Origin of the sequence: Sphingosinicella sp. (assembly GCF_052388015.1) — a bacterium.
Lineage (GTDB): Bacteria > Pseudomonadota > Alphaproteobacteria > Sphingomonadales > Sphingomonadaceae > Allosphingosinicella.
In genome coordinates, this window is the sequence record NZ_JBQTIN010000118.1 from 30,882 (window position 1) to 53,933 (window position 23,052).

The following is a 23,052-nucleotide window of genomic DNA, read 5'->3' on the forward strand; positions in this document are numbered from 1 at the left end:
ACGGATACTAGCTGCTGCCCGCCGCATAGCGGAGGAACACACACCCCCTTTCGATCGGCCGGGCCTCGATGAGGCGAAGCTCGGCGCGCCGCGCCATCGGCGGGAACATCGGCACGCCGCCACCGAGCAGGATCGGATGGACGTTGAGGCCGATCTCGTCGACGACGCCGCCGTCGATCAATGCCGCGCCAAGCTCCCCGCCGCCCATGACGATGATATCGCCTCCGGGCTGCTGCTTCAGCCCGCGCACAAATGCCGCCGCGTCCTCGCCCACGAGCTCGGCGCCGTCCGGGGCTTCGGTCATCTTACGCGAGAAGATATAGGTCGTCAGCTTCGATGAGCCGCCGCCTCCGCCGCCGGACTTCGCCGCGAATTCGTAGGTCTTGCGGCCCATCAGGATCGTATCGACGCCCCGCCAGCTTTCGGCGCTGATCCGCTTGGCATCGTCGCTCCATAGCAGCCAGTCGAGCGCCTCATCGGGGCCAGCGAGAAATCCGTCCAGGCTCACTGCCGCGCCATAGGTTGCCTTACGCACAGCCAAGCTCCCTTGCCTGTCATTGCCCAACGCGTTACTGAATCGAGATGTAGAAACTTACTAAATCATCGTTTAGGAATGTCAAGCCCATGTGCGCCCGCCCCCGCCGCGTCAGCGACGAGCAGATTTTCGAGGCCGCCCTGCGGGCCATGGACCGGCTTCCACCCTCCGAACTGACGCTGACGGCGATCGGCGACGACGCCGGCCTCACGGCGAGTGCGCTGGTCCAGCGTTTCGGCTCCAAGCGGGCGCTCCTTCTCGCGCTCGCGCGAAGCGGCGCGGAGGCCGGGCCCGGCGAGGCGGAGCGCCTGCTCGGACTGCATGGTTCACCGCTCAAGGCGATCGCCGCTTATGCCGAATGCATGGGCCAGCACGCCCGGTCGCCTGCCTCGTTCCAGCGGGGGCTCGCCTATCTGCAGCAGGATCTCGCCGATCCCGAGCTGCGCGCTTTGCTGGCGCGACAGATGGACGGCAACCGCGCCGCGCTCGTCGCGATCCTTTCCGCGGCGCGGAACGCGGGCGAACTGAAACCGCAGGCCGAACCGGAACGTCTGGCGCCGATGATCGAGGCGCTCATCGCCGGCGGCATGATCAGCTGGGCCTACCGCGCGACCGGCTCGGCCTCGGACATTGTGGCGGTGCTGCTGCGCGATCTTCTTGCGCCCTATCGCCCTTAGGGCGCCGGCGGGCATGGCGCGCCCAAGAAAAGGCCCGCCGTTGCCGGCGAGGCCTTTCCACGAGGTAACGGGGTGATCTCCTAGCGCTGCGCCGCCGGAGCCGCGCTGCCGCCGTTCGGCCCGCCGATCGCGACCGGGGCGAGGCCCTGGCCACCGACGCGGCGCTGCAAAGCGACCAAAGTCGTGCTCGACTGCATGAAGGGAACCGGGTTGACGGCGCGGCCGTCGATGCGGACTTCGTAATGGAGGTGGCTGCCGGTCGAGCGGCCAGTCGAGCCCATCAGGCCGATCAGCTGACCGCGGCGGACGCGGGTGCCGGCTTCGACGAGGCGGCGCGACATATGGCCGTAGCGGGTCTGGATGCCCTGGCCGTGATTGACCTCGACGAGATTGCCATAGCCGCCATTGTTCCATTCGGAGCGGCCGACGATGCCATCGGCGGTGGCGTAGATCGGCGTGCCGAGCGGACCGGCGAGATCGATGCCGCCATGCATCCGGGCGCCGCGATTGAACGGATCGGAACGGACGCCATAGCCACTGGTGAAATTGACCGAGCGCTCGATCGGGCGGGCGGAAGGAATGGCGATCACCGCCTGCTCAAGCTGCTCCATCCGCCGCCAGCTGGCGAACAGCTCGCGGAAGCGGGGATCGGCATTGCCCGGCTCGGCGACCGGCTCTTCCGGGCCGCCCATACCGGTATAGGCGCTGACAACCTCGGCCGGATCGAGGCCGATGCCGCGCAATTGCTGCGCGGTCCGGTTGTAACGCGCCGTGGCGAGGCCGCGGGCGCGCTCGGCGAGCTGGGCCTGCATCGCGTCGACCCGGGCATAAGGCTCGGTGGCCGGGCTGCGCGCCGCGGCCTGGGCCGGCAGCATCGCCGCGACCTGCTCGGGATTGGCGTCGCCGGTGAGGATCGAGGCCAGGAAGGCCTGGCGGCGCTCCAGCAAGGCGGCATGGGTGCGGGTCTGCTCGCGCATGGTGGCGACGTCCCGCTCCATGCTGGCCAGCTGGGCCTGCATCCGGGCGACGTCGCTGTTCATGGCCGCGATCGTGCCGATCGTGGCGAAGGTCGACCAGGCGAGCAAAACAAAGGCGGCGAAAACCGCCGCCATCTGCACCTTCGAGCCGATCTTCAGGCGGCGAAGGCTGATCCCGTCATGAAGGAAAATATCGCGCGGGCGGAAAAAGGACTGGAACTTCCCCGCAAAACCCACGTTCATCTCGTTCGTCATCATTATCCCCGGTCAGCCCCTTTCGGAGCCGGCTCGGTCACGCATGGCGACCGCGTTGAAATTCTGGGCTTTGCCCCGCTCGAAACGACGCTCGGATTACCCACCCCAAACTCTGCGGGCAGAATGTTAAGCAAATCCGGAGCCGGCAACCCCGGCCAGCCATTCGCGGGGCAGACCGGCTTCGTCGCGCGCCGAGTCGTTGAACGGCGGCTTAACCGCCCCACGGAAATAACGCCGCACCAGCTCCGGCCAGACGGTAACCGGCGACAGCTGGCGGGATTCGCACACGTCCCGGAACCAGCGCACGCCCGCGGCCACGTGCCGGATTTCGTCGCGATAGATTCGCCCCAGGATCGCGGCCGAGCGCCGGTCGCCGGCGCGCTCGAACGATGCGATGGTCGCCGGCGTCACGTCGAGCCCGCGCGCCTCCAGCACCATCGGCACGACGGCAAGCCGGGCGGCGATATCGTGGCGCGTCCCGTCCGCCGCTTCCCACCGTCCGCCATGCGCCGGCAGCGCGCCATAAGCCGAACCGAGGGCGCGGAGCCGGCGGTCGAGCAAGGCGAAGTGCATCGCCTCGTCGGCACCGACGCCGATCCAGTCGTCGATGAACGTCCGCGGCATATTCGCGCCAAACCGCCCCGCCATGTCAAAGGCGAGGTCGATCGCGTTATACTCGATATGGGCGAGCGCGTGGAGCAAAGCGATCCGGCTACGCTCGGAGCCGCCCTTGCCGCGCTTCGGCATCCGGTTGGGCGGCAGCAGTTCGGGCCGATCGGGACGCGCCGGCGCCTCCGGCATCGTCGCATCAAACGCATGAGCGAGCTCGCCCCGCCGCCAGGCGCGCGCGACCGCGCGGGCGGTTTTCACCTTCGCGCGCGGCTCGGCGACGCGCAGCACAATACGGCAGGCGGCGGCGATCGAGCCCATGCCCTGCCCTCTGGCCCGCCCCGGCGCCAACCGCCAGCCCGGCGTTCGCCCTCATTCTTGCGACGGCGGGCGACATGACGTGCGGTGCGCGGACCCGGGGCGGCTAAGCGCGCGCGATGGGATCGATTCGGCGCGAGATCGTCGTCCATGCGGCGGACGATTGGGTGTGGGCGGCGCTGTGCGACTTTGGCGCGGTGGCCGGCCTGTTCCCCGGCGTGCTCACGGATTCGCGGGCGGAAGGCGACGGCCGGGTGGTGACGTTCGCCGATGGCCAGAAGGTTCGTGAGCGGATCGTCGACGTGGACGATGCCGCGCCGGATCGTCTATTCGGCCCAGGCCGAAGGCTTCGCCCACCACAATGCGTCGATGCAGATCGTGCCCGAAGCGGGCGGTGCCAGCCGCTTGGTCTGGATCAGCGACTTCCTGCCGACGATGCGCGCGCCGCGATCGAGCCGCTGATCGATGCAGGCACGGCCGCGTTCGCAAAGCGCTGGAACGGCTGACCCTATTTCCCGTCGTCGCTATCGTCGGTCAGCACGACGTCGTTCCGGGCATAAAAGGGGCGCTCGCGATTCTCGGCGGCCGGGCGCTCGCGCACGACCTCGTCCTCCGACACGCGATAGCTGGAGTAGCGCCGGACCTCCTCGAGCGCCGCGCGGCGTGCCGCCGCGTCCTCGAGCCGCTGCAGATAGCCGGCGTCGATCGCCTGCCGCTCGCGCGCCTCGTCGCGCGCCCGTTCCTCTCGGCTGCCGAAATAGGGCGCGCTCGCCGCATAGACGCCCGCTTCGGTGGGCATGGCCGGCGGCGCGAAGGTGCAGCCGACGCAGTCGACCGCCCGCGCCCGCTGGCCCTGGGTGAAGCCGTAGAGCTGCTCGTAGCGGTTTGGGATCACCGTCGGCGCATTCGGATCGACCGCCGTGCCGCGATCGCGCGGATGCAAGGCGGCGCCCTGAAAATAGAGCGGGTTGATCTGCGAGATCGCGCTGTTGCCCAGCGACACGCCGAAGATCACGGCCACCACGCCGCCGGCGCCGAGCGCGATCAGGGATGCGGGACTGACCATGCGCCGAGGAACGTGGCGGACCGCGCCCGGTTCCGCCGGCAGGTAGATGATTCTAGGGGAGCGCCGCCGCCGCAGCGAGAACCTCTTCGGCATGGCCGGGCACCCTTACCTTGCGCCAGATGCGGCTGATCACGCCGTCACGGTTAACGAGGAAGGTCGCCCGGTCAATCCCCATATATTTGCGGCCGTACATCGATTTTTCGACCCAGGTGCCGAAGGCCTCGCAGACCGCGCCGGTCGCGTCGGTCGCGAGCCGGACCTTGAGGTCATATTTGTCGGTGAACTTGGCGTGCTTTACCGGGCTGTCCTTGGAGACGCCGAGGATCCAGGTCCCCTCCTTCTCGAATTCCTCGGCCAAAGCGGTGAACGCCTAGGCCTCGGCGGTACAGCCGGTCGTGTCGTCCTTGGGGTAGAAATAGAGGACGAACTTCTGGCCGGCGAAATCGGCCGGGCTGAACGTGCCACCATCCATGCCGGTGAGCGCGACGTCCGGAACCTTGTCGCCTTCTTGCAGCATCGAAGCCTCCTCAGCCGGCGACCGCGCGCCACAGCTCCCTGACGCTCTGCCGCGCGGCGGCGTAGCGCGCAAGCAGCTCGTCCCAATCGGCAGCGCCACACGCTTTGGCGACCAGCGCGCGCGAGGCTGCCGGCGGTTCGGCAGAATCCGGCGCGACCAGCCGCATCACGACCAGCATGTCGTGAAGCAGCCGGTAGTGGGCGTCCATTTCGGACGGGACAAGTCCAACTGCGATCAGGGCCCCCAGCGCGTCCGGGAAATGCGGCACCAGCCCCGCGTGCCGCGTGAGCTGCAATGTCTGGACGGCGAATTCCAGGTCGACGAGGCCGCCGTCGATCAGCTTGACGTCGAGCGGGCCGCGCGGCCGCTTGTGACGGGCGACCTCCGAGCGCATCCGCGCCGCGTCGGCGCGCGTCGGCACGGGATCGCGCCGGGTCCGCAGGATGGCGGCCATGCCCTCGGCCAGCATGTCCAGCGCCGCCTCCGGCCCGAATACCGGCCGCGCGCGGGTGAGCGCCATATGCTCGAAGGTCCAGGCGCTTGCCCGCTGATAGGCGAGGAAGGTGTCGATGGAGACGGCGAGCATTCCGTCGGCACCCGAGGGCCGCAGTCTTGTGTCCACCTCGTAAAGCGGTCCGGCGGCGGTGGCGACGCTCAGCGCGGCGCTGACCCGCGGCGCGAGCCGGTTGAAATAATCGGTCGCGCGGAGCGGCTTCGCCCCGTCGGACGAGGCCTCGTGATCGCCGCTGAACAGATAGATGAGATCGAGGTCCGACGCATGGGTGAGCGCGCCGCCGCCGAGCCGCCCCATCGCCAGGATCGCGAGCTCCGCCGCCGGCACGCGGCCGTGCACGCGCTCGAACTCGGCGATGGTGGCGGTCGCGAGCACCTGGATCGCGGCCTCGGCGACCCGCGCATAGCCCTGGGCCGCATCGCCGGGCCGGTTCTTGCCGAGCACGATCTGCGCGCCCAGCGCGAAGCGCGCCTCGTTCACCCGCCGCCGCACCCGGTCGAGCACCAGCTGATAATCCTCATCCGCCCGGTCCGAGCGGCCGAACAACTCGGCCAGCGAGCCGACCGGCGGCATGGCCGAGAAGGCGCGGGCGTCGATCAGGCCGTCGAGCAGCTCCGGGCGACGGCCGAGCTGGTCGGCCAGCGCCGGGGCGTGGCTGAGGATCGCGCCGAGATGCTCGGTGAGGCCGGGCCGGGCGGCGAGCAGGCGGTAGAAATTGACCCCCGACGGCAGCCGCTCGATCACATCCTCGAAGCGGTTCATCGCTCGCGCCGGATCGGGCGCCGCGGCGAAGGCATCGACCAGCACCGGCAGCATCGCTTCGAACGCCTCCCGCGCCGAGGCGGTTCGCAGCGAGCGCGCCTTGCCGCCGCGCCAGCCCTCGATCCGGAGGCGCGCCAAGGCCGGGTCCGCCATGCCCGCCGCCGCGAGCGTCTGCTCCAGCGCCGCCGGACTGGCCGGCAGCCGCCGCTCGCCGCCGGCGCCCAGCGTGTCGTAAAGCGCGCCCACCCGCTCGACATGGGGCCGCAGCAGCGCGATCAGGTCGCCGCCGCCGGCCAGGCCGTGCAGCCGTGCGACATTGTCGAGCGCCGCGGCATCGGCGGGCAGGGCATGGGTCTGCCGGTCGTCGACCATCTGGAGCCGATGTTCGATCGTGCGCAGAATCCGGTATGCCTCGGTCAGCGCGGCGGCCTCCTCGGCGGCGACGCGACCCGCCTCCGCCAGCGCGGCCAGCGCCGCGACCGTCGAGGCCGATCTCAGCTCCGGGTCCCTTCCGCCATGGATGAGCTGGTGGATCTGGGCGAAGAACTCGATCTCGCGGATCCCGCCCCGGCCGCGCTTCAGATCGTAGCCGGGGCCGAACGCCTGCCCTTGCGCATAATGGTCGCGGATGCGCCGGGTGAGCGCCTGCACCTCCTCGATAGCGCCGAAATCGAGGCTGCGCCGCCAGACGAAGGGATGGATGGCGTCGAGGAAATCCCCGCCCAGCGCCATGTCGCCGGCCGCGGCCCGGGCGCGGATGAAGGCGGCGCGCTCCCAGGGCAAGGCGGAGGATTCGTAATAAGAGATCGCCGCCTCGACCGGCAGGGCGATCGGCGTCACTTCCGGCGACGGGCGCAGGCGCAAATCGACCCGGAAGGCATAGCCGTCCGCGGTTCGCTGCTGCAGCAGTTCGGTGACCCGCTGGCCGATCCGGAGCGCCGCCTGGCCCGGCTCCTCGCGGGCGGACCGACGCGGGAGGGTCTCGGGGTCGTAGAGATAGATGAGATCGACGTCGGACGAATAATTGAGCTCGCGCCCGCCCAGCTTGCCGAGCGCGATCACCGCGAAGCCACGCTGCGCCTCATCCGGCGTGCGCTCCGCGATCGCCGCGCCGACCGCCCGGTCGAGCGTCCGGTCGGCGAGGTTCGACAGGGCCAGCGTCACCTCTTCCAGCGGCATCAGCCCGGCAAGGTCGGCGATCGCCAGCGCGAGCGCATGGGCCGATCGCTCGCGCCGGAGTGCCGCCATCACATCGCCGTCCGGTCCCTGCCCCGCGGCGGCCAGCGCGCGGCCGAGATTGCCCGCCTCCAAAGCCGCCGCGACCGGCCCGCCACGGTCGAGCAGGTCGCGCAGGAAAGGCGAATGCGCGCGCGCCCTGGCGAGTGCTTCGACAAGGCCGACTGTTGCATTCATGCCGCAATGCCTACGCCGGTCCGTTTCTTTCACGCAACAGATGCAACTACGCCCGCTGATCCACGTTAATTCCAACGTGGAGAAACTGGTGTTGATCGACGAGGCGATGAGACGCGAAATGCCGCGACGGTTCGTGAGGGTGGCGAGGCCTGCTTTGCACGCCGGCTTGGGCAATGCCTTGCGTCAGGCCTACGACCTCAACGGGGCGTCGCGCGATCTTTCGTCGTTCGACGATCTGCTCGCGCGCCTCGGCTGAGCCGCGCGACGACGCGTCAATCCTCCTCCGCCTCGTCCTCTCCCCTGGCGACGTAGCCGCGGCTCAACTCGTCGACCTCCCCCATGATGCTGGCGAGCGGCGAGCCGCCGCTCGCCGCATGGCCGCGCCGCGAGGGGAGCTTGCCGCTGACGAGGAGCGCCTCCAGCGCGACCCGGCCGCGCGCCACCCGGCTCTTGATCGTGCCGACCGCGCAATCGCAGATCTGCGCCGCTTCCTCATAAGCGAAACCGCCCGCGCCGACGAGGATCAGCGCCTCGCGCTGCGGCTGCGGCAGGTGCATCAGCGCCCGATGCATGTCGGCCAGCTCGATCTGCTTGTCCTGGTTCGCCGGCGCGGCGAGAATCTTGGAGGCGGTGAGCTCGTCCCATTCACCCTTGAAGCGGGCGCGGCGCATCTGGCTGAGGAACAGGTTCCTGAGGATGATGAAGGTCCAGGCCCGCATGTTGGTGCCGGCCTGGAAGCGTTTGCGCGCCGCCCAGGCCTTGAGCAAGGTCTCCTGGACGAGGTCGTCGGCGAGGTCGCGGCTGCCGGAGAGCGAGCGGCCGAAGGCGCGCAAATGGGGTATCACCTGGGCGAGCTCGTGCTTGAATTCGTCGTCGGGCAGCGGCGCCCAGTCGGCCGGCGCGCGCCGCTCGTCGTCCGCCTCCGCTTTCCCGCCCGTCATTCAGTTCAGCCTTTCCCGCGCGCGCATCGCCGCGCACGCGCGCCCTTCGCCGCATCGGCGCCGGGCTCAGTTCCAGATGAGATAGATAAGGAAGAAAAGCAGAATGACGAGGCCCAGTCCCCAGCCGAGCACATAGCGCGTGACGTGGGGGGTGCTGCCGGCGCGGGCGCGCGTCGTGCTGATATGGGTTTCCTCGTCCTGGTTCATTGAGACGCTCGTCGAGTTCCCTTCGTTACAGCCCGGCAACGCTTGCCGCGTTGCGCCGGTTCCCGATCAGGCTGGAACCGTCGCCGCGTCGAAGAACAAGGCCTGGGCGATCGCCGCCTTCACCGTCGAGGGCTGGAACGGCTTGGTGATCAGGAAGGTCGGTTCCGGCCGCTCACCGGTCAACAGCCGCTCCGGGAAGGCGGTGATGAAGATGACCGGCACCGTAAACTCGCCGAGAATGTCCTTCACCGCGTCAATGCCCGAGCTGTCGTCGGCGAGCTGGATGTCGGCGAGGACGAGGCCCGGCCGGTTGTCCATCGCCTGCTGCACCGCCTCGTCGCGGGTCACGGCCACGCCGGTGACATTGTGGCCGAGGTCGCGGACGATCGTCTCGATGTCCATCGCGATGATCGGCTCGTCCTCGATGATCAGCACGTCGGCGCGGGTCTGGCGCTCGATCTCGGCGATCGCCTCCGCGACCAGAGTCTCGACCTCGGCCGGCGTCGCATCGATCAGATAGGCCGCATCCTCCGGCGAAAAGCCTTCCATCGCGGTCAGCAGCAGCGCCTGGCGCGACAGCGGCGTGATCCGCGACAGCCGCGCCTGGGCGATGCTCGCCGCCCCGTCGCCGGTGTCGCCGGCCTGCTCCTCGATATTGGCCGACGACCAGATCGCATGGAAGGTGCGATAGAGGCCGAGCCGGGGATCGACGTCGCGCGGAAAATCGTCCGGCGCGGCGACGATCGCCTCGAGCGTCGCGCGGACGAAATTGTCGCCATGCGCCTGGCTGCCGGTCAGCGCCCGCGCATAGCGGCGCAGAAAGGGCAGATGGGGCTTCAGCGCGTCACCAAGCGACATAGGATGCAACTCCTCAAGGTCCCGAGCGGTATTGAGAGTGCGACCGGCCGATTGCAACCCCGTGGGGCGCTCGTTCCGGCCGGCGTCTCGCGCAACGAAATGTCGCGTTTCCCCGCATGTGTCCGGAGGTGGAACAATCGTCGGACTTTTTTGTTTCCTTGGCCACGCGGGGCAACTAATCGAGGCCGCCGTGCTTATGCGTCTGTGTGGTGACGACGGCTCGACCGACTCTCCTTCAGCGGACGGGTTCGAAGGCTGCGGGGCGCGGCGCCAATGGCCGCGAGGGGTTAGGATTTGATCAAGTCGCGCGATGACAAGGGTTCCGGCCGGCCGCCGCGCGCACCGAAGGGCGGGCGAGATGTCGGGGCGGCGCTCAAGAAGGCTTATGAAGGCGCGCTGCGCGAGGACATTCCCGCCGATCTGCTCGACCTGCTCCGCAAGCTCGATTGACGCGCAGCGGTGAGGACCCGCGGCCGGCCATGAGCAGCCCGCGCTTCGCCGACCGGATCGCCGCCCGCTGGGCGGCGCTTTCAACCGGGATCAAGATGTTTGTGATCCTGAGCCTCGGCTTGCTGCCGCTCGGGGTGATCGCGATCGCCGCCTCGATGCGGAACGCCGAGGGCAATCGCTCGCGCGGCGAGGCGGACGCGACGGCGATGCTCGCGGTGCACGTGCAGCGGCTGACGCTGCCCCTGGCGCGGCACAGCCTCACGATCCGCGCCGCCCGCGACGCGATCATCGCCGCGGGCGCGCCGCCCGAGCGCGCCTGCGCGCGGACGCTCGACCGGCTCAGCCGCCTGCCCGGGAGTGGCGGCCGCTACGCGTTGTTCGGCGAGGGCGGCGATCTCAAATGCCTGTCGCCGGGCTTTCGGGTGCCGGCCATTCCGCGCGCCGCCGGCGAGGCCGGGCGCGTGGAGATCACGCCCGACGGCGAGTTGCTGCGCATCTTCCTCTACGATCCGGCCGGTGCGCCCGAAGGGGTGGTCGAGTTCCCGCGCACCACGCTCGCGGCGCTGGTGAACACGCCGCCGCTGCCGGGAGAATTCGGTGTCGAGCTGGTCCAGGGGCCGCGGGAGATGCCGCTTCGCACCGGGCGGCCGGGCGGCGTGCTGGCCGAGGAAATCGTCGTCACCCACCCGCTCGCTAACGGCCAGTATGAGCTTCGCGTCCACGCCTCGGTCCGGCCGCTGACCGCGAGCGACTTGCTCATCATCATGACGCCGGTGCTGATGTGGCTCTGGGCCTCGGCGATCGGCTGGTTCCTCGTCCAGCGCCTGTTGCTCCAGCCGTTGAAGCAGATCGAGCGCGCGATTTCCGCCTATCGCCCCGGCGACGCCGCGTTGAGCCTGCCCAGGGTGCGCAGCCCGGCACACGAGATCACCGCCCTGGGCCAGGCGTTCGACACGATGACCCGGACCGTTGCCCGGCACGAGGCGGACCTCGAGGCGGGGCTGGAGCGCCAGCGGCGGCTGGTGCGCGAGGTCCATCACCGCGTGAAGAACAACCTCCAGGTCGTCGCCTCCCTGCTCAACATTCATTCGCGCGGCGCCACCGACGAGTCGGCGACCTCGGCCTATGCCGCGATCCAGCGGCGGGTGGACGCGCTCGCCGTCGTCCACCGCAATCATTTTGCCGAGCTGGAGGAGAACCGCGGCGTCGCGCTGCGCCCGTTGGTCTCGGAGCTCGCTGCCAATCTGCGCGCCTCCGCGCCGACGCGGGGCGCAGCGATGCAGATCCGGCTTGACGTCGATCCGTCCCACGTCAGCCAGGACGTCGCGGTTTCGGTCGCCTTTCTGATCACCGAGATCGTCGAGTTCGGCATGCTGTGCGGCGCGACGACCGTGTCGATCTCGGTCGAGCGCGGCGCCCCGGCCACGGCGCGGCTGGCGATCGAGATGGACGGCCCGGCGGAGGGCGGGCCGTGCGACGAGACGCTGATCAACCGGTTCGACCGGATCATCACCGGCCTCGCCCGCCAACTGCGCGCTCCGCTCGAACGCGAGCCGAAGCGCGGCCTCTACGCCATCGACCTGCCGGTGATCGGCGATGCGGATGAGGAGACGGAACCGGCGTGACCGCGCGCGGCGCGGCGTCGTCGCCTAGACCGGTACGGGCGCGAGCGCGACGACCAGACTGGCGACCAGGACGAGGAAGGCGAGCCGAACCATGCGGGCACGGCTGGACTGCGCCGGACCGGAAGTCGAGGGCGGAACGGGGTTAACAGAATCGTCGCCCTGAAATGGGACGATGGGCGAGCTGAACCTTAGTCGAGATTGGGCCGCAGCCAGCGTTCCGCCTGCTCGACGCTGACGCCGCGGCGGGCGGCATAATCCTCGAGCTGGTCGCGGCCGATCCGGGCGACGCCGAAATAGTCGCTGTCGCGATGGCCGAAATAGAAGCCCGACACCGCAGAGGTCGGCAGCATCGCGAAATTCTCGGTCAGCGTGACGCCGGCCGGCCCCTCATTCGCCCCCTCGCCGCTCAGCATGTCGAACAGGATCGGCTTCAGGCTGTGATCCGGGCAGGCCGGATAGCCCGGCGCCGGGCGAATGCCGGCATAGGTCTCGCGGATCAGGTCGGCATTGGTGAAATGCTCGTCCGGCGCATAGCCCCAGATCGAGTTGCGGACATGGGCGTGAAGCGTCTCGGCGAAGCTTTCCGCCAGCCGGTCGCTCAGCGCCTTCAACAGGATGTCGGAATAATCGTCGGTCTGCGCCTTGAAGCGCGCGAGATGCGTCTCGATGCCGTGGATGCCGACCGCGAAGCCGCCGATCCAGTCCTCTTGTGCGGGATCGATGAAATCGGCGAGGCACATATTGGCCCGGCCCTCGCGCTTCTTCACCTGCTGGCGAAGGAAGGCGAGCTTCGTCTCATCGTTGCGCGCCAGCACGAAGATGTCGTCGCCTTCGCGGCGGCAGCGCCACAGGCCCACCGTCGCGCGCGCCGTCAGCCAATGCTCGGCGATGATCTTGTCGAGCATCGCCTGCGCGTCGGCGAACAGGCTCCGCGCGCTTTCGCCGACAATCGGATCGTCGAGGATCGCCGGATAGTTGCCGGCCAGCTCCCAGGCGCGGAAGAAGGGCGTCCAGTCGATGCCGTCGCGAAGCTCGCGCAGCGGCCAGTCGTTGAAGCTCTGCACGCCCGGCCGCTGCGGCGGCGGCGCCTTGCCGGCCGGATCGTAGACGAAGCCGTTGGCGCGCGCTTCGGCCAGTGTCGCCAGCTCGTTCTGCCCCTTGTTGGCGCGGGCGACGCGGACAGCCTCGTAATCCTCTGCGGTCTTGGCGACGAGCGGCGCCTTCTGCGTGTCCGACACGAGGCTGGAGGCGACGCCGACGGCGCGGCTGGCGTCGAGGACGTGGATCACCGGCCCCTTATAGGCCGGATCGATCCTGAGCGCGGTGTGGACCTTGCTCGTCGTCGCACCGCCGATCAGCAGCGGCATGGTCATCGTCTCGCGCTGCATCTCCTCGGCCACCGTCACCATTTCGTCGAGCGACGGGGTGATGAGCCCGGAGAGGCCGATCATGTCGGCCTGATTGTCGTTCGCGGCCTTCAATATGTCCTGCCAGGGCACCATCACGCCCAGATCGATGATCTCGAAGCCGTTGCACTGGAGGACGACGCCGACGATGTTCTTGCCGATATCGTGGACGTCGCCCTTCACGGTGGCCATCACGACCCGGCCCTTGCCCTTGCTGTTCTCGTCCTTCTCGGCCTCGATATAGGGCAGCAAATGGGCGACCGCCTTCTTCATCACCCGGGCGGACTTCACCACCTGCGGCAGGAACATCTTGCCCGATCCGAACAGGTCGCCGACGACGTTCATGCCGTCCATCAGCGGACCTTCGATGACGTGGATCGGCCGCTCGGCCTTCAGCCGGCACTCTTCGGTGTCCTCGACGACAAAGGCATCGATGCCCTTGACCAGCGCATGTTCCAGCCGCTTCTCGACCTCCCAGCCGCGCCATTCCGCCTCGGCCTTTTCGCGCACCGGATCGGAGCCGAGATATTGCTCGGCCAGCGTGACGAGCCGCTCGGTCGCGTCCCCCCCGTTTTTGGGCAGACGGTTGAGCACCACGTCCTCGCATGCCTCGCGCAGCGCCGGGTCGATCGTGTCATAGACGTCGAGCTGGCCGGCATTGACGATCGCCATGTCGAGCCCGGCCGGGATCGCATGGTAGAGGAAGATCGAGTGCATCGCCCGGCGCACTGGCTCGTTGCCGCGGAACGAGAAGCTGAGGTTCGAGAGGCCGCCGGAAATATGCGCGCCCGGGCAGCGCTGGCGGATTACCCTGCACGCCTCGATGAAATCGACGGCGTAATTGCGATGCTCCTCGATTCCCGTGGCGACCGCGAAGATGTTGGGATCGAAGATGATGTCCTCGGGCGGGAAGCCGTCGGCAACGAGCAGGTCGTAGGCGCGGGCGCAGATTTCGACCTTGCGCGCTTTCGTGTCCGCCTGGCCGGTCTCGTCGAATGCCATGACGACGACCGCGGCGCCATAGTCGCGAACCTTTCGCGCGAGGCGCAGGAACTCCGCCTCGCCTTCCTTCATGCTGATCGAATTGACGATCGGCTTGCCGGACACGCATTTGAGCCCCGCCTCGATCACCGCCCATTTAGAGCTGTCGACCATCACCGGCACCCGGGCGATGTCGGGCTCGGCGGCGATCAGCTTGAGGTAAGTGGTCATCGCCAGCTCGGCGTCGAGCAGGCCCTCGTCCATGTTGACGTCGATCACCTGCGCGCCGTTCTCGACCTGTTGGCGCGCGACCTCGACCGCGGCCGGATAATCCCCGGCCATCACCAGTTTCTTGAACCGGGCGGAACCGGTGACGTTGGTGCGCTCGCCGATATTGACGAACGTCGCGCGCCGCTCTCCCTCTCCCGCTTGCGGGAGAGGGCTGGGGTGAGGGTCTGTCAGCGCATCAGCCACGAGAGATTCCGAATTCAAGAAGGATAAGAAATAGACGCTCACCCCTAACCCTCTCCCGCGTGCGGGAGAGGGGAAGTTTCAGGCGGCGAGCGTCATCGGCTCGAGCCCGGCGAGGCGGGTGGCGCGCGGCGGGGTCGGGATCCTGCGCGGCGCGAAGCCCGCCACTGCCTTCGCCATCGCGGCGATATGCGCCGGGGTGGAACCGCAGCAGCCGCCGATGATGTTGACCCAGCCGGCCTCTGCCCATTCCTTGAGCAAGGCCGCGGTCTGCTCGGGCAGCTCGTCATATTCGCCGAGCTCGTTCGGCAAGCCCGCGTTCGGATAGGCCATGATCAAAGTGTCGGCGACACCCGACAGGGACTGGACGTGCGGCCGCAATTGCTGCGCGCCGAACGAGCAGTTGAGCCCGATCGTCACCGGATCGGCATGGCGCACCGTGTGCCAGAAGGCCTCGACCGTATGGCCGGAGAGATTGCGCCCCGACAGGTCGGTCAGCGTCATCGAGATCATCAGCGGCACCTCGCGGCCGAGCCCCGCCGCCGCTTCCTTCGCCGCCATGATGCCGGCCTTGGCGTTCAGCGTGTCGAAGATCGTCTCGATCAGGATGAAGTCCGCACCGCCCTCGAGCAGCGCGTCGGTCTGCTCGCGATAGACGGCCTTCAGCGTGTCGAAATCGATCTCGCGAAAGCCGGGATCGTTGACGTCGGGCGAGAGCGAAAGCGTTTTGTTGGTCGGCCCGATCGCGCCGGCGACGAAGCGCGGGCGGCCGTCTTTCGCCTCGAAATCGTCCACCGCCGCGCGGGCGATCCGGGCTGAGGCGCGGTTGATGTCGGCGACGAGATGCTCGGCGCCATAATCGGCCTGGCTGATCCGGTTGGCGCTGAAGGTGTTGGTCGAAACGATGTCCGAGCCCGCCGTGAGATAGTCGCGGGTGATCGCGTCCACCACGTCCGGCCGGGTGATCGCCAGGATGTCGTTATTGCCTTTCTGGTCGCGGGCGAGATCGAGGGTCCCGCGATAATCGGCCTCGGTCAGCTTGCGGTTCTGGATCTCGGTTCCGAACGCGCCGTCGGTGAGCAGGATGCGTGTCCTGGCGGCCGCCTTCAGTCGCTCGCGCGCGCTCATGCTGCCTGCTCCTTGCTCTTGCCGGTGGGCCGCATGCCGAGCAGGTGGCAGATCGCGTAGCTCAGTTCGGCCCGGTTCAGGGTGTAGAAGTGGAAATGGCGCACGCCCTCGCCGTAGAGTCGGGCGCAGAGTTCCGCCGCCACCGTCGCCGCAACCAGTTTGCGGGCGTCCGGCAGATCGTCCAGCCCCTCGAACAGCCGGTCCATCCAGGGCGGGATTGCGGCGCCGCACTGGGCCGCGAACTTGCGGGTCTGGGCGACGTTGGAAACCGGCAGGATGCCCGGCACGATCTCGGCGTCGATCCCCGCCGCTGCCGCCTCGTCGCGGAAGCGAAGGAAGCAATCCGGGGAGAAGAAGAACTGGGTGATCGCCCGGTCGGCGCCGGCATCGACCTTGCGCCTGAGATTGTCGAGATCGGCGATGCGGGTGACCGAATCCGGATGGCACTCGGGATAGGCCGCGACGGAAATCTCGAACGGCGCGATGCGCTTCAGCCCCGCGACCAACTCCTCGGCATTGGCATAGCCGCCCGCCGGCGACTGGAAGCGCGTGCCCGGCTCGGGCGGGTCGCCACGCAACGCGACGATATGGCGCACCCCGGCGTCCCAGTAATCGCGGGCGACCGCGTCGATCTCCTCACGGGTCGCGGCGACGCAGGTGAGGTGCGCGGCGGCGGTGAGGCTCGTCTCGCGGACGATCCGCTCGACCGTCGCGTGGGTGCGCTCCCGGGTCGAGCCGCCGGCGCCATAGGTCACCGAGACGAAGCGAGGGGCGAGCGGCGCCAGCGTCTGGATCGACTCCCAGAGCACCTGCTCCATCTTCTCAGTCTTCGGCGGGAAGAATTCGAAGCTGACCGCGATGTCGCCCGCCGCGTCCTCGAACAAGGGGCGCGGATTGCGGGCGGCGCGGGTCAAGGCAGGCGCGGCGGTCATGCGACCTCCCGGATGCGTGTCGCCGGCTGCGCGCCGAGCCAGATCGTGACGGTGAGCTCGCCACCCTTGAGATGCTCGAACACCTCGCCCTCCAGCCCGGCCGCTTCGAGCCAGCCGAGCACCGCCTCGTCGCCGAAACCAAGCCGGGCATGGGCGTCGCGGCTGCGCAGCTCCTCGCGCTCGTGCGGCGCGAAATCGGCGATCAGCAGCCGCCCGCCGGGGCCGATCAGCCGCGCCGCCTCCGCCACCGCGGCGGCGGGGTTGTGCGCATAATGCAGCACCTGGTGCAGGATCACCGTGTCCGCCGCGCCGGAGACGAGCGGCAGCGCGTACATATCTCCCTGCCGCAATTCGGCGCTGAGTCCGGCCTGGGCGAGTTTCACCCGGGCGAGCCGCAGCATCTCCGGCGATCGGTCGACGCCCAGCGCATGCTCGGCGGCGGGCGCGAACAATTCGATCATCCGGCCGGTACCGGTGCCGATGTCGATCAGCCGGCCGAGCGGCGCGCCGGCCAATGCCCGGCCGATCGCCGCCTCGACTTCGCTTTCCGCGACATGGAGCGAGCGCAAAGCGTCCCAATGGCCGGCATGAACCGCGAAATAGCGCTCGGCGGCCGCGGCCCGGTCGGCGCGGACCGCGGCAAGGCGGGCGGCGTCGGCGGCGACCCACTGGTTCGCGCCGTCCAGCGCCTCCCAGCGCTCGATCAGCTGGAACAGGGGCTCGATCCGCTCCCGCGCGCCGAGGCTGACGAACACCCAGCTCCCCTCCTTGCGCCGCTCGGCAAGGCCGGCGTCGACGAGGATACGGACGTGGCGGCTGACCCTGGGCTGGCTCTGCCCCAGCACCTGCGCGATCTCGCCCACCGACAGCTCCATCGCCCCGAGCAGCGCGAGGATGCGCAGCCGGGTCGGATCGGCCAGAGCGGCGAAGATGGCGGAGGTCGTAGCCATATGTGGATATAAAGATATCTTTATATCCGGGTCAAGCTAAGTTGCGGTTAACGGCAGGCGCGCCAGCCGAGCGACCCGCGATCCGCCTGATCGAGATGGAGATGATCGCGGTGAGCGTCGTTGTAGTCGGGCGACAGCACGGTCGCGAACAGGCGGCAGGCGCCGTCGCGGGCCTCGCGCAGGAAACGCGCTTCCGGGTCGTCGCCCGTCCAGTCCGCCACCACCCGGACCCGCCGGCCATCGGCGAGCGTAAAGCCGGCGACGTCGATCGCGTTGGCGCCGGCATGCTCGCTCCACGCGCCTTCGTCGCGGCCGTAGAGGCGGCGGCAGTTGTAGCTGCCGAAATGGTCGATCGCCGCCACGCTGGTGCCGAGATGGCGCCGCGCGGCGGGCTGGACGACATGCCATTCCCACAAGGCGAGCGCGGCGGCGACCGGGCAGCTCGTGCCCAGATCGGCCGGCCGCCAGCCGATCCGCGTCGATCCGCCGGAGCCAAGGCGAACCGCGTCGGCATAACCGCATTGCGGCCCGTCGCGGCGCGGCGGCAAGGCGGTGAAGGCGATCCCGGCCCGCTCCATCAGCGCCCGGCAGCGCGGCGCATCGTCCCGTAGCGCCGCCAGCTTGCGCCCCGTGAACAGCCCAATCGGCTGGCCGAGATCGAGCTCGGTCCAAGGCAGATCTTCGGGATGGGCGCGGCCATAAGCGTAGAGCAGCAGCCCGCCGACTACGAGCAATCCAAGAACTACTAACCAGACGATGATCCGCCGCGCGCGCCGCATCTCAGCGGCGCCGCGCGGTTTCCAGCGGCTCGGACGTCACCGGATAGCCGATCCCTTCCGGGATGCAGACGTGCGGCGCGCCGTCCCGGACCTCGACCCAGGGCGTGATCGTCTCGACCGGGTGGCGGGCGGCGTCGGCCCGCGCCTCGGCGATCGAGGCGAAGCGCGCCAGGCGCTCCAGATTGCGCCGGGTCGGGAAGATGGCGTGGGCGCGTCCGGCGTGGATCTCGGCGAGAATGTCGGCCGCGCCCGCCCAGAGCGACCGCACGGCTTCCGCCTCGGCCAGCTCCGCCTCGGCGGCGTCGGCGTCCGCCTCCGCGATGAAGAAGAGCGTGTCGAAGCGCCGCGTCTCGCGGAAATTGGGCAGCCAGCGCGCGAACGGCGTGAGCCGGGCGAGATCGAGCGACAGGCCCCGCCCCGCCAGCGCATCTGGCAGCGCTGCTCCGCCGGCCAGCGCCGCTCGAACGATCGCCGCATCCTCGTCCGACGCGGCCGGACTCACAGCCGGCAGGATGCCGGTCTCCTCGATCGTCTCCCGGATCGCCGCGATCCGCGCCGCCGCGTCGGCGAAGGTCGGAAAGCCGGCGGCCGCCGCCTCGTCCTCCGGATCGATCCGCCCGCCCGGAAACACCAAAGCTCCTGCGGCGAAGGCCATCTCGGCATGCCGCTCGGTCATCAGGATTTCTGGCGCCCCATCGGCCCGGTCGCGCATCAGGATCAAAGTCGCGGCGGGAATGGCGGGCGGGAGGGGCTCGGCTTCGTCCATGCTGCCTGAACCGCCTCAATCAGGATTTGCGCGCCAGCCCGTTGGATGCCCCTGTCAGGCTGGCCTGCCAGCCGTAGCCCGAAGGGCAAAGGCTGGTGGAGCTGAGGGGAATCGAACCCCTGACCTCTGCAGTGCGATTGCAGCGCTCTCCCATCTGAGCTACAGCCCCGCGCCTCGGGAGCGCCCAGATAGCGATGGCCGCGGCGCGATGCAATGGCGCGCCTTTTTGTGCTTTCGACGACCCGCTCGGCCCGCCCGACGAAGCACTGCAACCCTCGGAACAGCGGCGCTTTTCCCTTCGTTCTGACCATGGATCGACCGATCCGGCGAAGGAGATTTCTGATGGCTTACGACAATCATCTTTCCGGTCGCGGACGCGGCGAGCGATGGCGCGACGAGGAGCACGAGGCGCGCTGGCAGGGCGATGACAGCTTCGGCGCCGGCTGGGGCAACCAGACCGCCGAATTCCATCCGGCCGACGAGGAGGAGCGCCGCACTTTCGGCCATCGCCGTCCCCGCCATGACCGACGTTCGGATATCGGCGCCGGCGGGCCGGGCTTCGCCCCCGATTTCGCCGGCCCCCTCCCCGGCCGGGCCGAGTTCGGCCGCCAGCGCAATGTCGGCTACCTCTCGGCGCCGTCGCGCTACGGGTTCGCGCCCGGCGATCGCGACCCGCATTATGCCGAGTGGCGCGATCGGCAGATCGCCGCGCTCGATCGCGACTATGACGAGTATCGGCGCGAGAACCAGTCGCGCTTCGACCGCGAGTTCGGCGCCTGGCGCGACAAGCGCGGGCGGCAGCGCGAGGCGCTCGAACGGGTGACCGAGCATATGGAAGTGCTGGGCTCGGACGGCCAGCATGTCGGCACGGTCGACAAGGTTCGCGGCGACAGCGTCATCCTGACCAGGAACGACGCGGCCGCTGGCGGCGTCCATCATTCCATCCCCTGCGGCTGGATCGAGGAGGTCGGCGACAAGGTGACGCTCAACCTCGGCGCCGACGACGCGAAGGAGCGCTGGCGGACCGAAAGCCGCAACCGCGCCTTGTTCGAGCGCGAGGATTCCGGAAGCCGCGGGCCGCACATGCTGAACCGCGCCTTCTCCGGCACCTATCCCGAAGAGCGTTGACAAGAGGCCACCCCCAACCCCTCCACGAAGACGTGGAGGGGGCGTGGCTCAGAGTCACTCCCTCTCCAGCCATTGCTGGAGGGGCTGGGGGTGGCGATTTTTGACTCCGCCACGCAAAGCCACGAAGGTCGGTTGCAAGGGAGGACCTGAAGATGAGCAACCGCGCCTGGCATCTCGCGTCGCGTCCGCAGGGTCTTCCGACCCCGGCGAATTTCGAGCTGAAGGAGGCGCCGCTGCCGGACCTTCAGGACGGGTGGCTGAAGGTCAGGAACGACTGGCTCTCGGTCGACCCTTACATGCGCGGCCGGATGAACGACGTGAAGAGCTACACGCCGCCCTTCCAGATCGGCGAGCCGATGTCGGGCGGCGCGGTCGGCACCGTCGTCGAGAGTCGCTCGCCCGCGTTTCAGGAAGGCGATCAGGTCCTCCACATGGCCGGCTGGCGCGAGACTGCGGCCGGCCCGGCCGAGAACTTCAACAAGCTGCCGCCGATGGGGATCGCGCCGCATCATTTCCTCGGCAATCTCGGCCTCACTGGCGGCACCGCTTATTTCGGCCTGCTACGGGTCGCGGCGGCGAAGGAAGGGGATGTCGTGTTCGTCTCGGCCGCGGCGGGCGCGGTCGGCTCGGCGGTTGTCCAGATCGCCAAGGCCAGAGGCATGACGGTGATCGGCTCGGCCGGCGGCGCCGACAAATGCGCCTGGGTGAAGGAGCTCGGGGCGGACGCGACGATCGACTACAAAGCCGGCCCGGTCCTGAAGCAGCTCAATGAAGTGGCGCCCAAGGGAATCGACGTCTATTTCGACAATGTCGGGGGCGATCATCTCGACGCCGCCTTCGCGACGGCACGGCAGAATGCCCGCTTCGCGATCTGCGGCATGATCGACGACTATAACAGCGGGTCGAACCACGCCTTCCGTTACGTCATGCGGATCATCGCCGCCCGGATCATGCTGAAGGGCTTCATCTACCTCGATTTCCTGGGCGAGATGGGTGAGTTCTACCGCGAGATGGGCGGCCTGATCGCGGCCGGCAAGCTCACGTCGCGCGAGACGATCCGCTTGGGGCTCGAAGCCGCGCCGCAGGCCTTCCTCGACCTGTTCAGCGGCGGCAACACCGGCAAGATGCTGGTCCGCCTCTAGCGGATGCCGACCCAGCCCCGCGCCGCCGCCGTCAGCCGGGTGGGATCGTAACCGGCGCCGTTCGAGAACACGAAGCGGACGTTGCGAACGTCCTCGATCCGGGTCGAGGGATCGCCGCGCACGACGATCAAATCCGCTTCCTTGCCCGCGACGACCGTGCCGGTGCGCTCGGCGATGCCGAGGAAGGTGGCGCCGTTCAGCGTCGCGATCCGGATCGCCTCCAGCGGGGTGAAGCCGGCCGCGACCAGCAGTTCGACGCCGCGTTGCAGCCCGTCGCCGGCGATCACGCAGCCGTTTCCGGTGGGATCGGAGCCGACCAGCAGGGTGCCGCCCGAGCGGGCGAAGGCGAGTTCGAACGCCATTTCGCGCTGGTAGAGGGGCCGGAACGGGTCGCCCGGCGCCGCCGCGGTCTGGCGGCGCTGGGCCAGGCAATTGTCGCGCGAATGGGCCGCCATCGCGATCAGGGCCTCGGGCCGCGGCGGCGGGCTCGCGGCGGTGAACTGCTCCAGCACCGCCAGTGTCGAGGTGATCGCGACCCGGTGCTCGCGGAGCGTCGCGAACAAGGCCTGCGCGGCCGGCGCCTCCGGCGTCGTGACATGGCTGAGCCCGGAAAAGGGGTTCTGCGGGCAGACGTCCGGCTGCCGGTTCGGGATGAAATCGGTCGCGACGACGAAACCGTGCTCCAGATTGTCGATGCCGATCGCCGCCGCCTCGGCGAAGCTGGTCGCGCAGAGATGGCCGGTGACAGGCAGATTCCTCGCATGCGCCGCGGTGACGATCGCGGTCAGCTCCTCGCGCGTCGCCTGCATATAGGCCTTGAACGACGTCGCCCCCGCCCCGGCCCAATAGTCGACTGCCGCGCGCATCCGCTCTGGCCCGCGCTCCTCGCTGATCTCCGGCAGGCCGCCCGCGCGACCCAGATAGGGTGCGGTGGCATGGACTTCGGGCCCGGCCCTTTGCCCGGCGGCGATGTAAGCGCTCATGTTGATGTCGGTCTGGCCGGCGACCGATCCCGCCGTGCGGATCGTCGTCGCCCCCGCGGCCAGATAGAGCAGCGGGAAGCTGTGGCTCATCTGAAGGAAGGCCGGGCCCGTCGCCGGGTCGACCGCCGCCGTGTAGAAGAGATGCTCGTGCATCCCGACCCAGCCGGGCAGCACGCTGTGGCCGGCAAGGTCGATCACCCGCGCGCCCCGGGGCGGCGGTGTCGAGGCGGCCGGGCCGATCGCGGCGATGCGGCCGTCGGCGCCGATCAGGATCGTCTGGTCCTCGCGCGCCGGCGCGCCGGTGCCGTCGATCACGCGGACATGAGTCAGCGCGATCGATCCCGGCTCGACCGAGACGAAGGCGTGCACCTGCGGCGAAAGCTCGACGCGCGCCGGCAGGGGCGTCGGCGGCATGACAGCGCGGACCGCTTCGATCGGTGGTGTCTCAGGCGCGGGAACGGACGCCGGTGGCACTTGTTGCGCGGGCGGTTGCTCGGCGGATGGCTGGGCCATGGCCAGGCCGTTGACATGGAGCACGAGCAGCAGGGCGATCGCTGAAACGCGCTGCAAAGGCCTCATCGCCATCCCCTTCCTCGCTGGAGGAGAGCATGGCGCAGCCGGCTTCAGTCCGCCAGCGCTTTCGCCCGCTCCCCGATCCGCCT

Annotated in this window: 22 protein-coding genes, 1 tRNA gene and 1 pseudogene; 7 read left to right on the plus strand and 17 right to left on the minus strand. The window is 69.1% G+C overall.

The window, feature by feature from the left end; translation table 11 throughout:
* Positions 1–7 precede the first annotated feature (7 nt).
* The gene (locus ACT4N3_RS09940; protein ID WP_444855064.1) at positions 8–535 is read right to left on the minus strand and encodes a dihydrofolate reductase family protein; all 528 of its coding nucleotides are present in this window, start codon (positions 533–535) and stop codon (positions 8–10) included.
* A gap of 89 nt (positions 536–624) precedes the next feature.
* Between ACT4N3_RS09940 and ACT4N3_RS09945 the strand changes: the two genes are divergently transcribed.
* On the plus strand, positions 625–1,212 hold the full coding sequence (locus ACT4N3_RS09945) for a TetR/AcrR family transcriptional regulator (RefSeq protein ID WP_444855065.1): 588 nt from the start codon (positions 625–627) through the stop codon (positions 1,210–1,212).
* Between the two features lie 80 nt (positions 1,213–1,292).
* On the opposite strand, the gene ACT4N3_RS09950 is transcribed toward ACT4N3_RS09945, so the two are convergent.
* Positions 1,293–2,432: a M23 family metallopeptidase gene (locus ACT4N3_RS09950; protein WP_444855066.1), complete on the minus strand. Its 1,140-nt coding sequence runs from the start codon at positions 2,430–2,432 to the stop codon at positions 1,293–1,295.
* Positions 2,433–2,570: 138 nt separating this feature from the next.
* Positions 2,571–3,374, minus strand: coding sequence for a ferritin-like domain-containing protein (locus tag ACT4N3_RS09955; RefSeq protein ID WP_444855067.1), 804 nt, complete (start codon positions 3,372–3,374; stop codon positions 2,571–2,573).
* A gap of 116 nt (positions 3,375–3,490) precedes the next feature.
* Here ACT4N3_RS09955 and ACT4N3_RS09960 point away from each other — a divergent pair, with 116 nt between their 5' ends.
* Complete coding sequence (locus tag ACT4N3_RS09960) at positions 3,491–3,877, plus strand: hypothetical protein (RefSeq protein WP_444855068.1); 387 nt, start codon at positions 3,491–3,493, stop codon at positions 3,875–3,877.
* Between the two features lie 2 nt (positions 3,878–3,879).
* Here ACT4N3_RS09960 and ACT4N3_RS09965 read toward each other — a convergent pair whose 3' ends face one another.
* From ACT4N3_RS09965 to ACT4N3_RS09975, 3 genes and pseudogenes are all read right to left on the minus strand, one after another.
* Positions 3,880–4,530: a hypothetical protein gene (locus tag ACT4N3_RS09965; protein WP_444855069.1), complete on the minus strand. Its 651-nt coding sequence runs from the start codon at positions 4,528–4,530 to the stop codon at positions 3,880–3,882.
* A pseudogene (locus ACT4N3_RS09970) lies at positions 4,490–4,954 on the minus strand (peroxiredoxin). The gene ACT4N3_RS09965 and the pseudogene ACT4N3_RS09970 overlap by 41 nt, the downstream one beginning before the upstream one ends.
* Before the next feature lie 10 nt (positions 4,955–4,964).
* Complete coding sequence (locus ACT4N3_RS09975; protein ID WP_444855070.1) at positions 4,965–7,643, minus strand: bifunctional [glutamine synthetase] adenylyltransferase/[glutamine synthetase]-adenylyl-L-tyrosine phosphorylase; 2,679 nt, start codon at positions 7,641–7,643, stop codon at positions 4,965–4,967.
* An 88-nt stretch (positions 7,644–7,731) separates the two neighbouring features.
* On the opposite strand from ACT4N3_RS09975, the gene ACT4N3_RS09980 reads away from it, so the two are divergent.
* Positions 7,732–7,899: a hypothetical protein gene (locus tag ACT4N3_RS09980; protein ID WP_444855071.1), complete on the plus strand. Its 168-nt coding sequence runs from the start codon at positions 7,732–7,734 to the stop codon at positions 7,897–7,899.
* A 16-nt stretch (positions 7,900–7,915) separates the two neighbouring features.
* Here the strand turns inward: ACT4N3_RS09980 and ACT4N3_RS09985 are convergent, their stop codons facing one another.
* From ACT4N3_RS09985 to ACT4N3_RS09995, 3 genes are all read right to left on the minus strand, one after another.
* Positions 7,916–8,584, minus strand: coding sequence for a sigma-70 family RNA polymerase sigma factor (locus ACT4N3_RS09985; protein WP_444855072.1), 669 nt, complete (start codon positions 8,582–8,584; stop codon positions 7,916–7,918).
* Between the two features lie 66 nt (positions 8,585–8,650).
* Positions 8,651–8,791, minus strand: a complete 141-nt coding sequence (locus ACT4N3_RS09990) for a hypothetical protein (RefSeq protein ID WP_444855073.1) — start codon at positions 8,789–8,791, stop codon at positions 8,651–8,653.
* A gap of 66 nt (positions 8,792–8,857) precedes the next feature.
* Positions 8,858–9,649 carry a response regulator gene (locus ACT4N3_RS09995; protein ID WP_444855074.1) on the minus strand — a complete coding sequence of 264 codons (792 nt, stop codon included), beginning with the start codon at positions 9,647–9,649 and terminating at the stop codon, positions 8,858–8,860.
* Between the two features lie 294 nt (positions 9,650–9,943).
* Here ACT4N3_RS09995 and ACT4N3_RS10000 point away from each other — a divergent pair, with 294 nt between their 5' ends.
* Entirely contained in the window at positions 9,944–10,099 is a 156-nt protein-coding gene (locus tag ACT4N3_RS10000; RefSeq protein WP_444855075.1) for a NepR family anti-sigma factor, read from the plus strand.
* A 29-nt stretch (positions 10,100–10,128) separates the two neighbouring features.
* On the plus strand, positions 10,129–11,724 hold the full coding sequence (locus tag ACT4N3_RS10005; RefSeq protein WP_444855076.1) for a sensor histidine kinase: 1,596 nt from the start codon (positions 10,129–10,131) through the stop codon (positions 11,722–11,724).
* Between the two features lie 188 nt (positions 11,725–11,912).
* On the opposite strand, the gene metH is transcribed toward ACT4N3_RS10005, so the two are convergent.
* The 7 genes from metH to ACT4N3_RS10040 form a co-directional block, all read right to left on the minus strand.
* Entirely contained in the window at positions 11,913–14,573 is a 2,661-nt protein-coding gene (metH, locus tag ACT4N3_RS10010) for a methionine synthase (protein WP_444855085.1), read from the minus strand.
* A 90-nt stretch (positions 14,574–14,663) separates the two neighbouring features.
* A complete protein-coding gene (locus ACT4N3_RS10015; RefSeq protein ID WP_444855077.1) occupies positions 14,664–15,710 on the minus strand; it encodes a homocysteine S-methyltransferase family protein in 1,047 nt (348 codons plus the stop codon).
* Positions 15,707–16,642, minus strand: coding sequence for a methylenetetrahydrofolate reductase (gene metF / locus ACT4N3_RS10020; RefSeq protein ID WP_444855078.1), 936 nt, complete (start codon positions 16,640–16,642; stop codon positions 15,707–15,709). Before metF ends, ACT4N3_RS10015 begins: the two co-directional genes overlap by 4 nt.
* Positions 16,639–17,592, minus strand: a complete 954-nt coding sequence (locus tag ACT4N3_RS10025; protein ID WP_444855079.1) for an ArsR/SmtB family transcription factor — start codon at positions 17,590–17,592, stop codon at positions 16,639–16,641. The genes metF and ACT4N3_RS10025 overlap by 4 nt, the downstream gene beginning before the upstream one ends.
* Positions 17,593–17,639: 47 nt before the next feature.
* The gene (locus tag ACT4N3_RS10030) at positions 17,640–18,371 is read right to left on the minus strand and encodes an extensin-like domain-containing protein (RefSeq protein WP_444855080.1); all 732 of its coding nucleotides are present in this window, start codon (positions 18,369–18,371) and stop codon (positions 17,640–17,642) included.
* 1 nt (position 18,372) lies between these two features.
* Positions 18,373–19,137, minus strand: coding sequence for an NUDIX domain-containing protein (locus ACT4N3_RS10035; RefSeq protein WP_444855081.1), 765 nt, complete (start codon positions 19,135–19,137; stop codon positions 18,373–18,375).
* 93 nt (positions 19,138–19,230) lie between these two features.
* Positions 19,231–19,306: transfer RNA gene (locus tag ACT4N3_RS10040), tRNA-Ala, on the minus strand.
* A gap of 173 nt (positions 19,307–19,479) precedes the next feature.
* Between ACT4N3_RS10040 and ACT4N3_RS10045 the strand changes: the two genes are divergently transcribed.
* Both ACT4N3_RS10045 and ACT4N3_RS10050 read left to right on the plus strand, forming a co-directional pair.
* On the plus strand, positions 19,480–20,265 hold the full coding sequence (locus ACT4N3_RS10045; protein ID WP_444855082.1) for a DUF2171 domain-containing protein: 786 nt from the start codon (positions 19,480–19,482) through the stop codon (positions 20,263–20,265).
* A 152-nt stretch (positions 20,266–20,417) separates the two neighbouring features.
* Positions 20,418–21,407: an NADP-dependent oxidoreductase gene (locus ACT4N3_RS10050; protein WP_444855083.1), complete on the plus strand. Its 990-nt coding sequence runs from the start codon at positions 20,418–20,420 to the stop codon at positions 21,405–21,407.
* Here the strand turns inward: ACT4N3_RS10050 and ACT4N3_RS10055 are convergent.
* Positions 21,404–22,969 (minus strand): amidohydrolase family protein, encoded by a 1,566-nt coding sequence (locus ACT4N3_RS10055; protein WP_444855084.1) that lies wholly within the window; start codon positions 22,967–22,969, stop codon positions 21,404–21,406. The two genes, ACT4N3_RS10050 and ACT4N3_RS10055, sit on opposite strands and share 4 nt — an antisense overlap.
* Between the last annotated feature and the right edge of the window lie 83 nt (positions 22,970–23,052).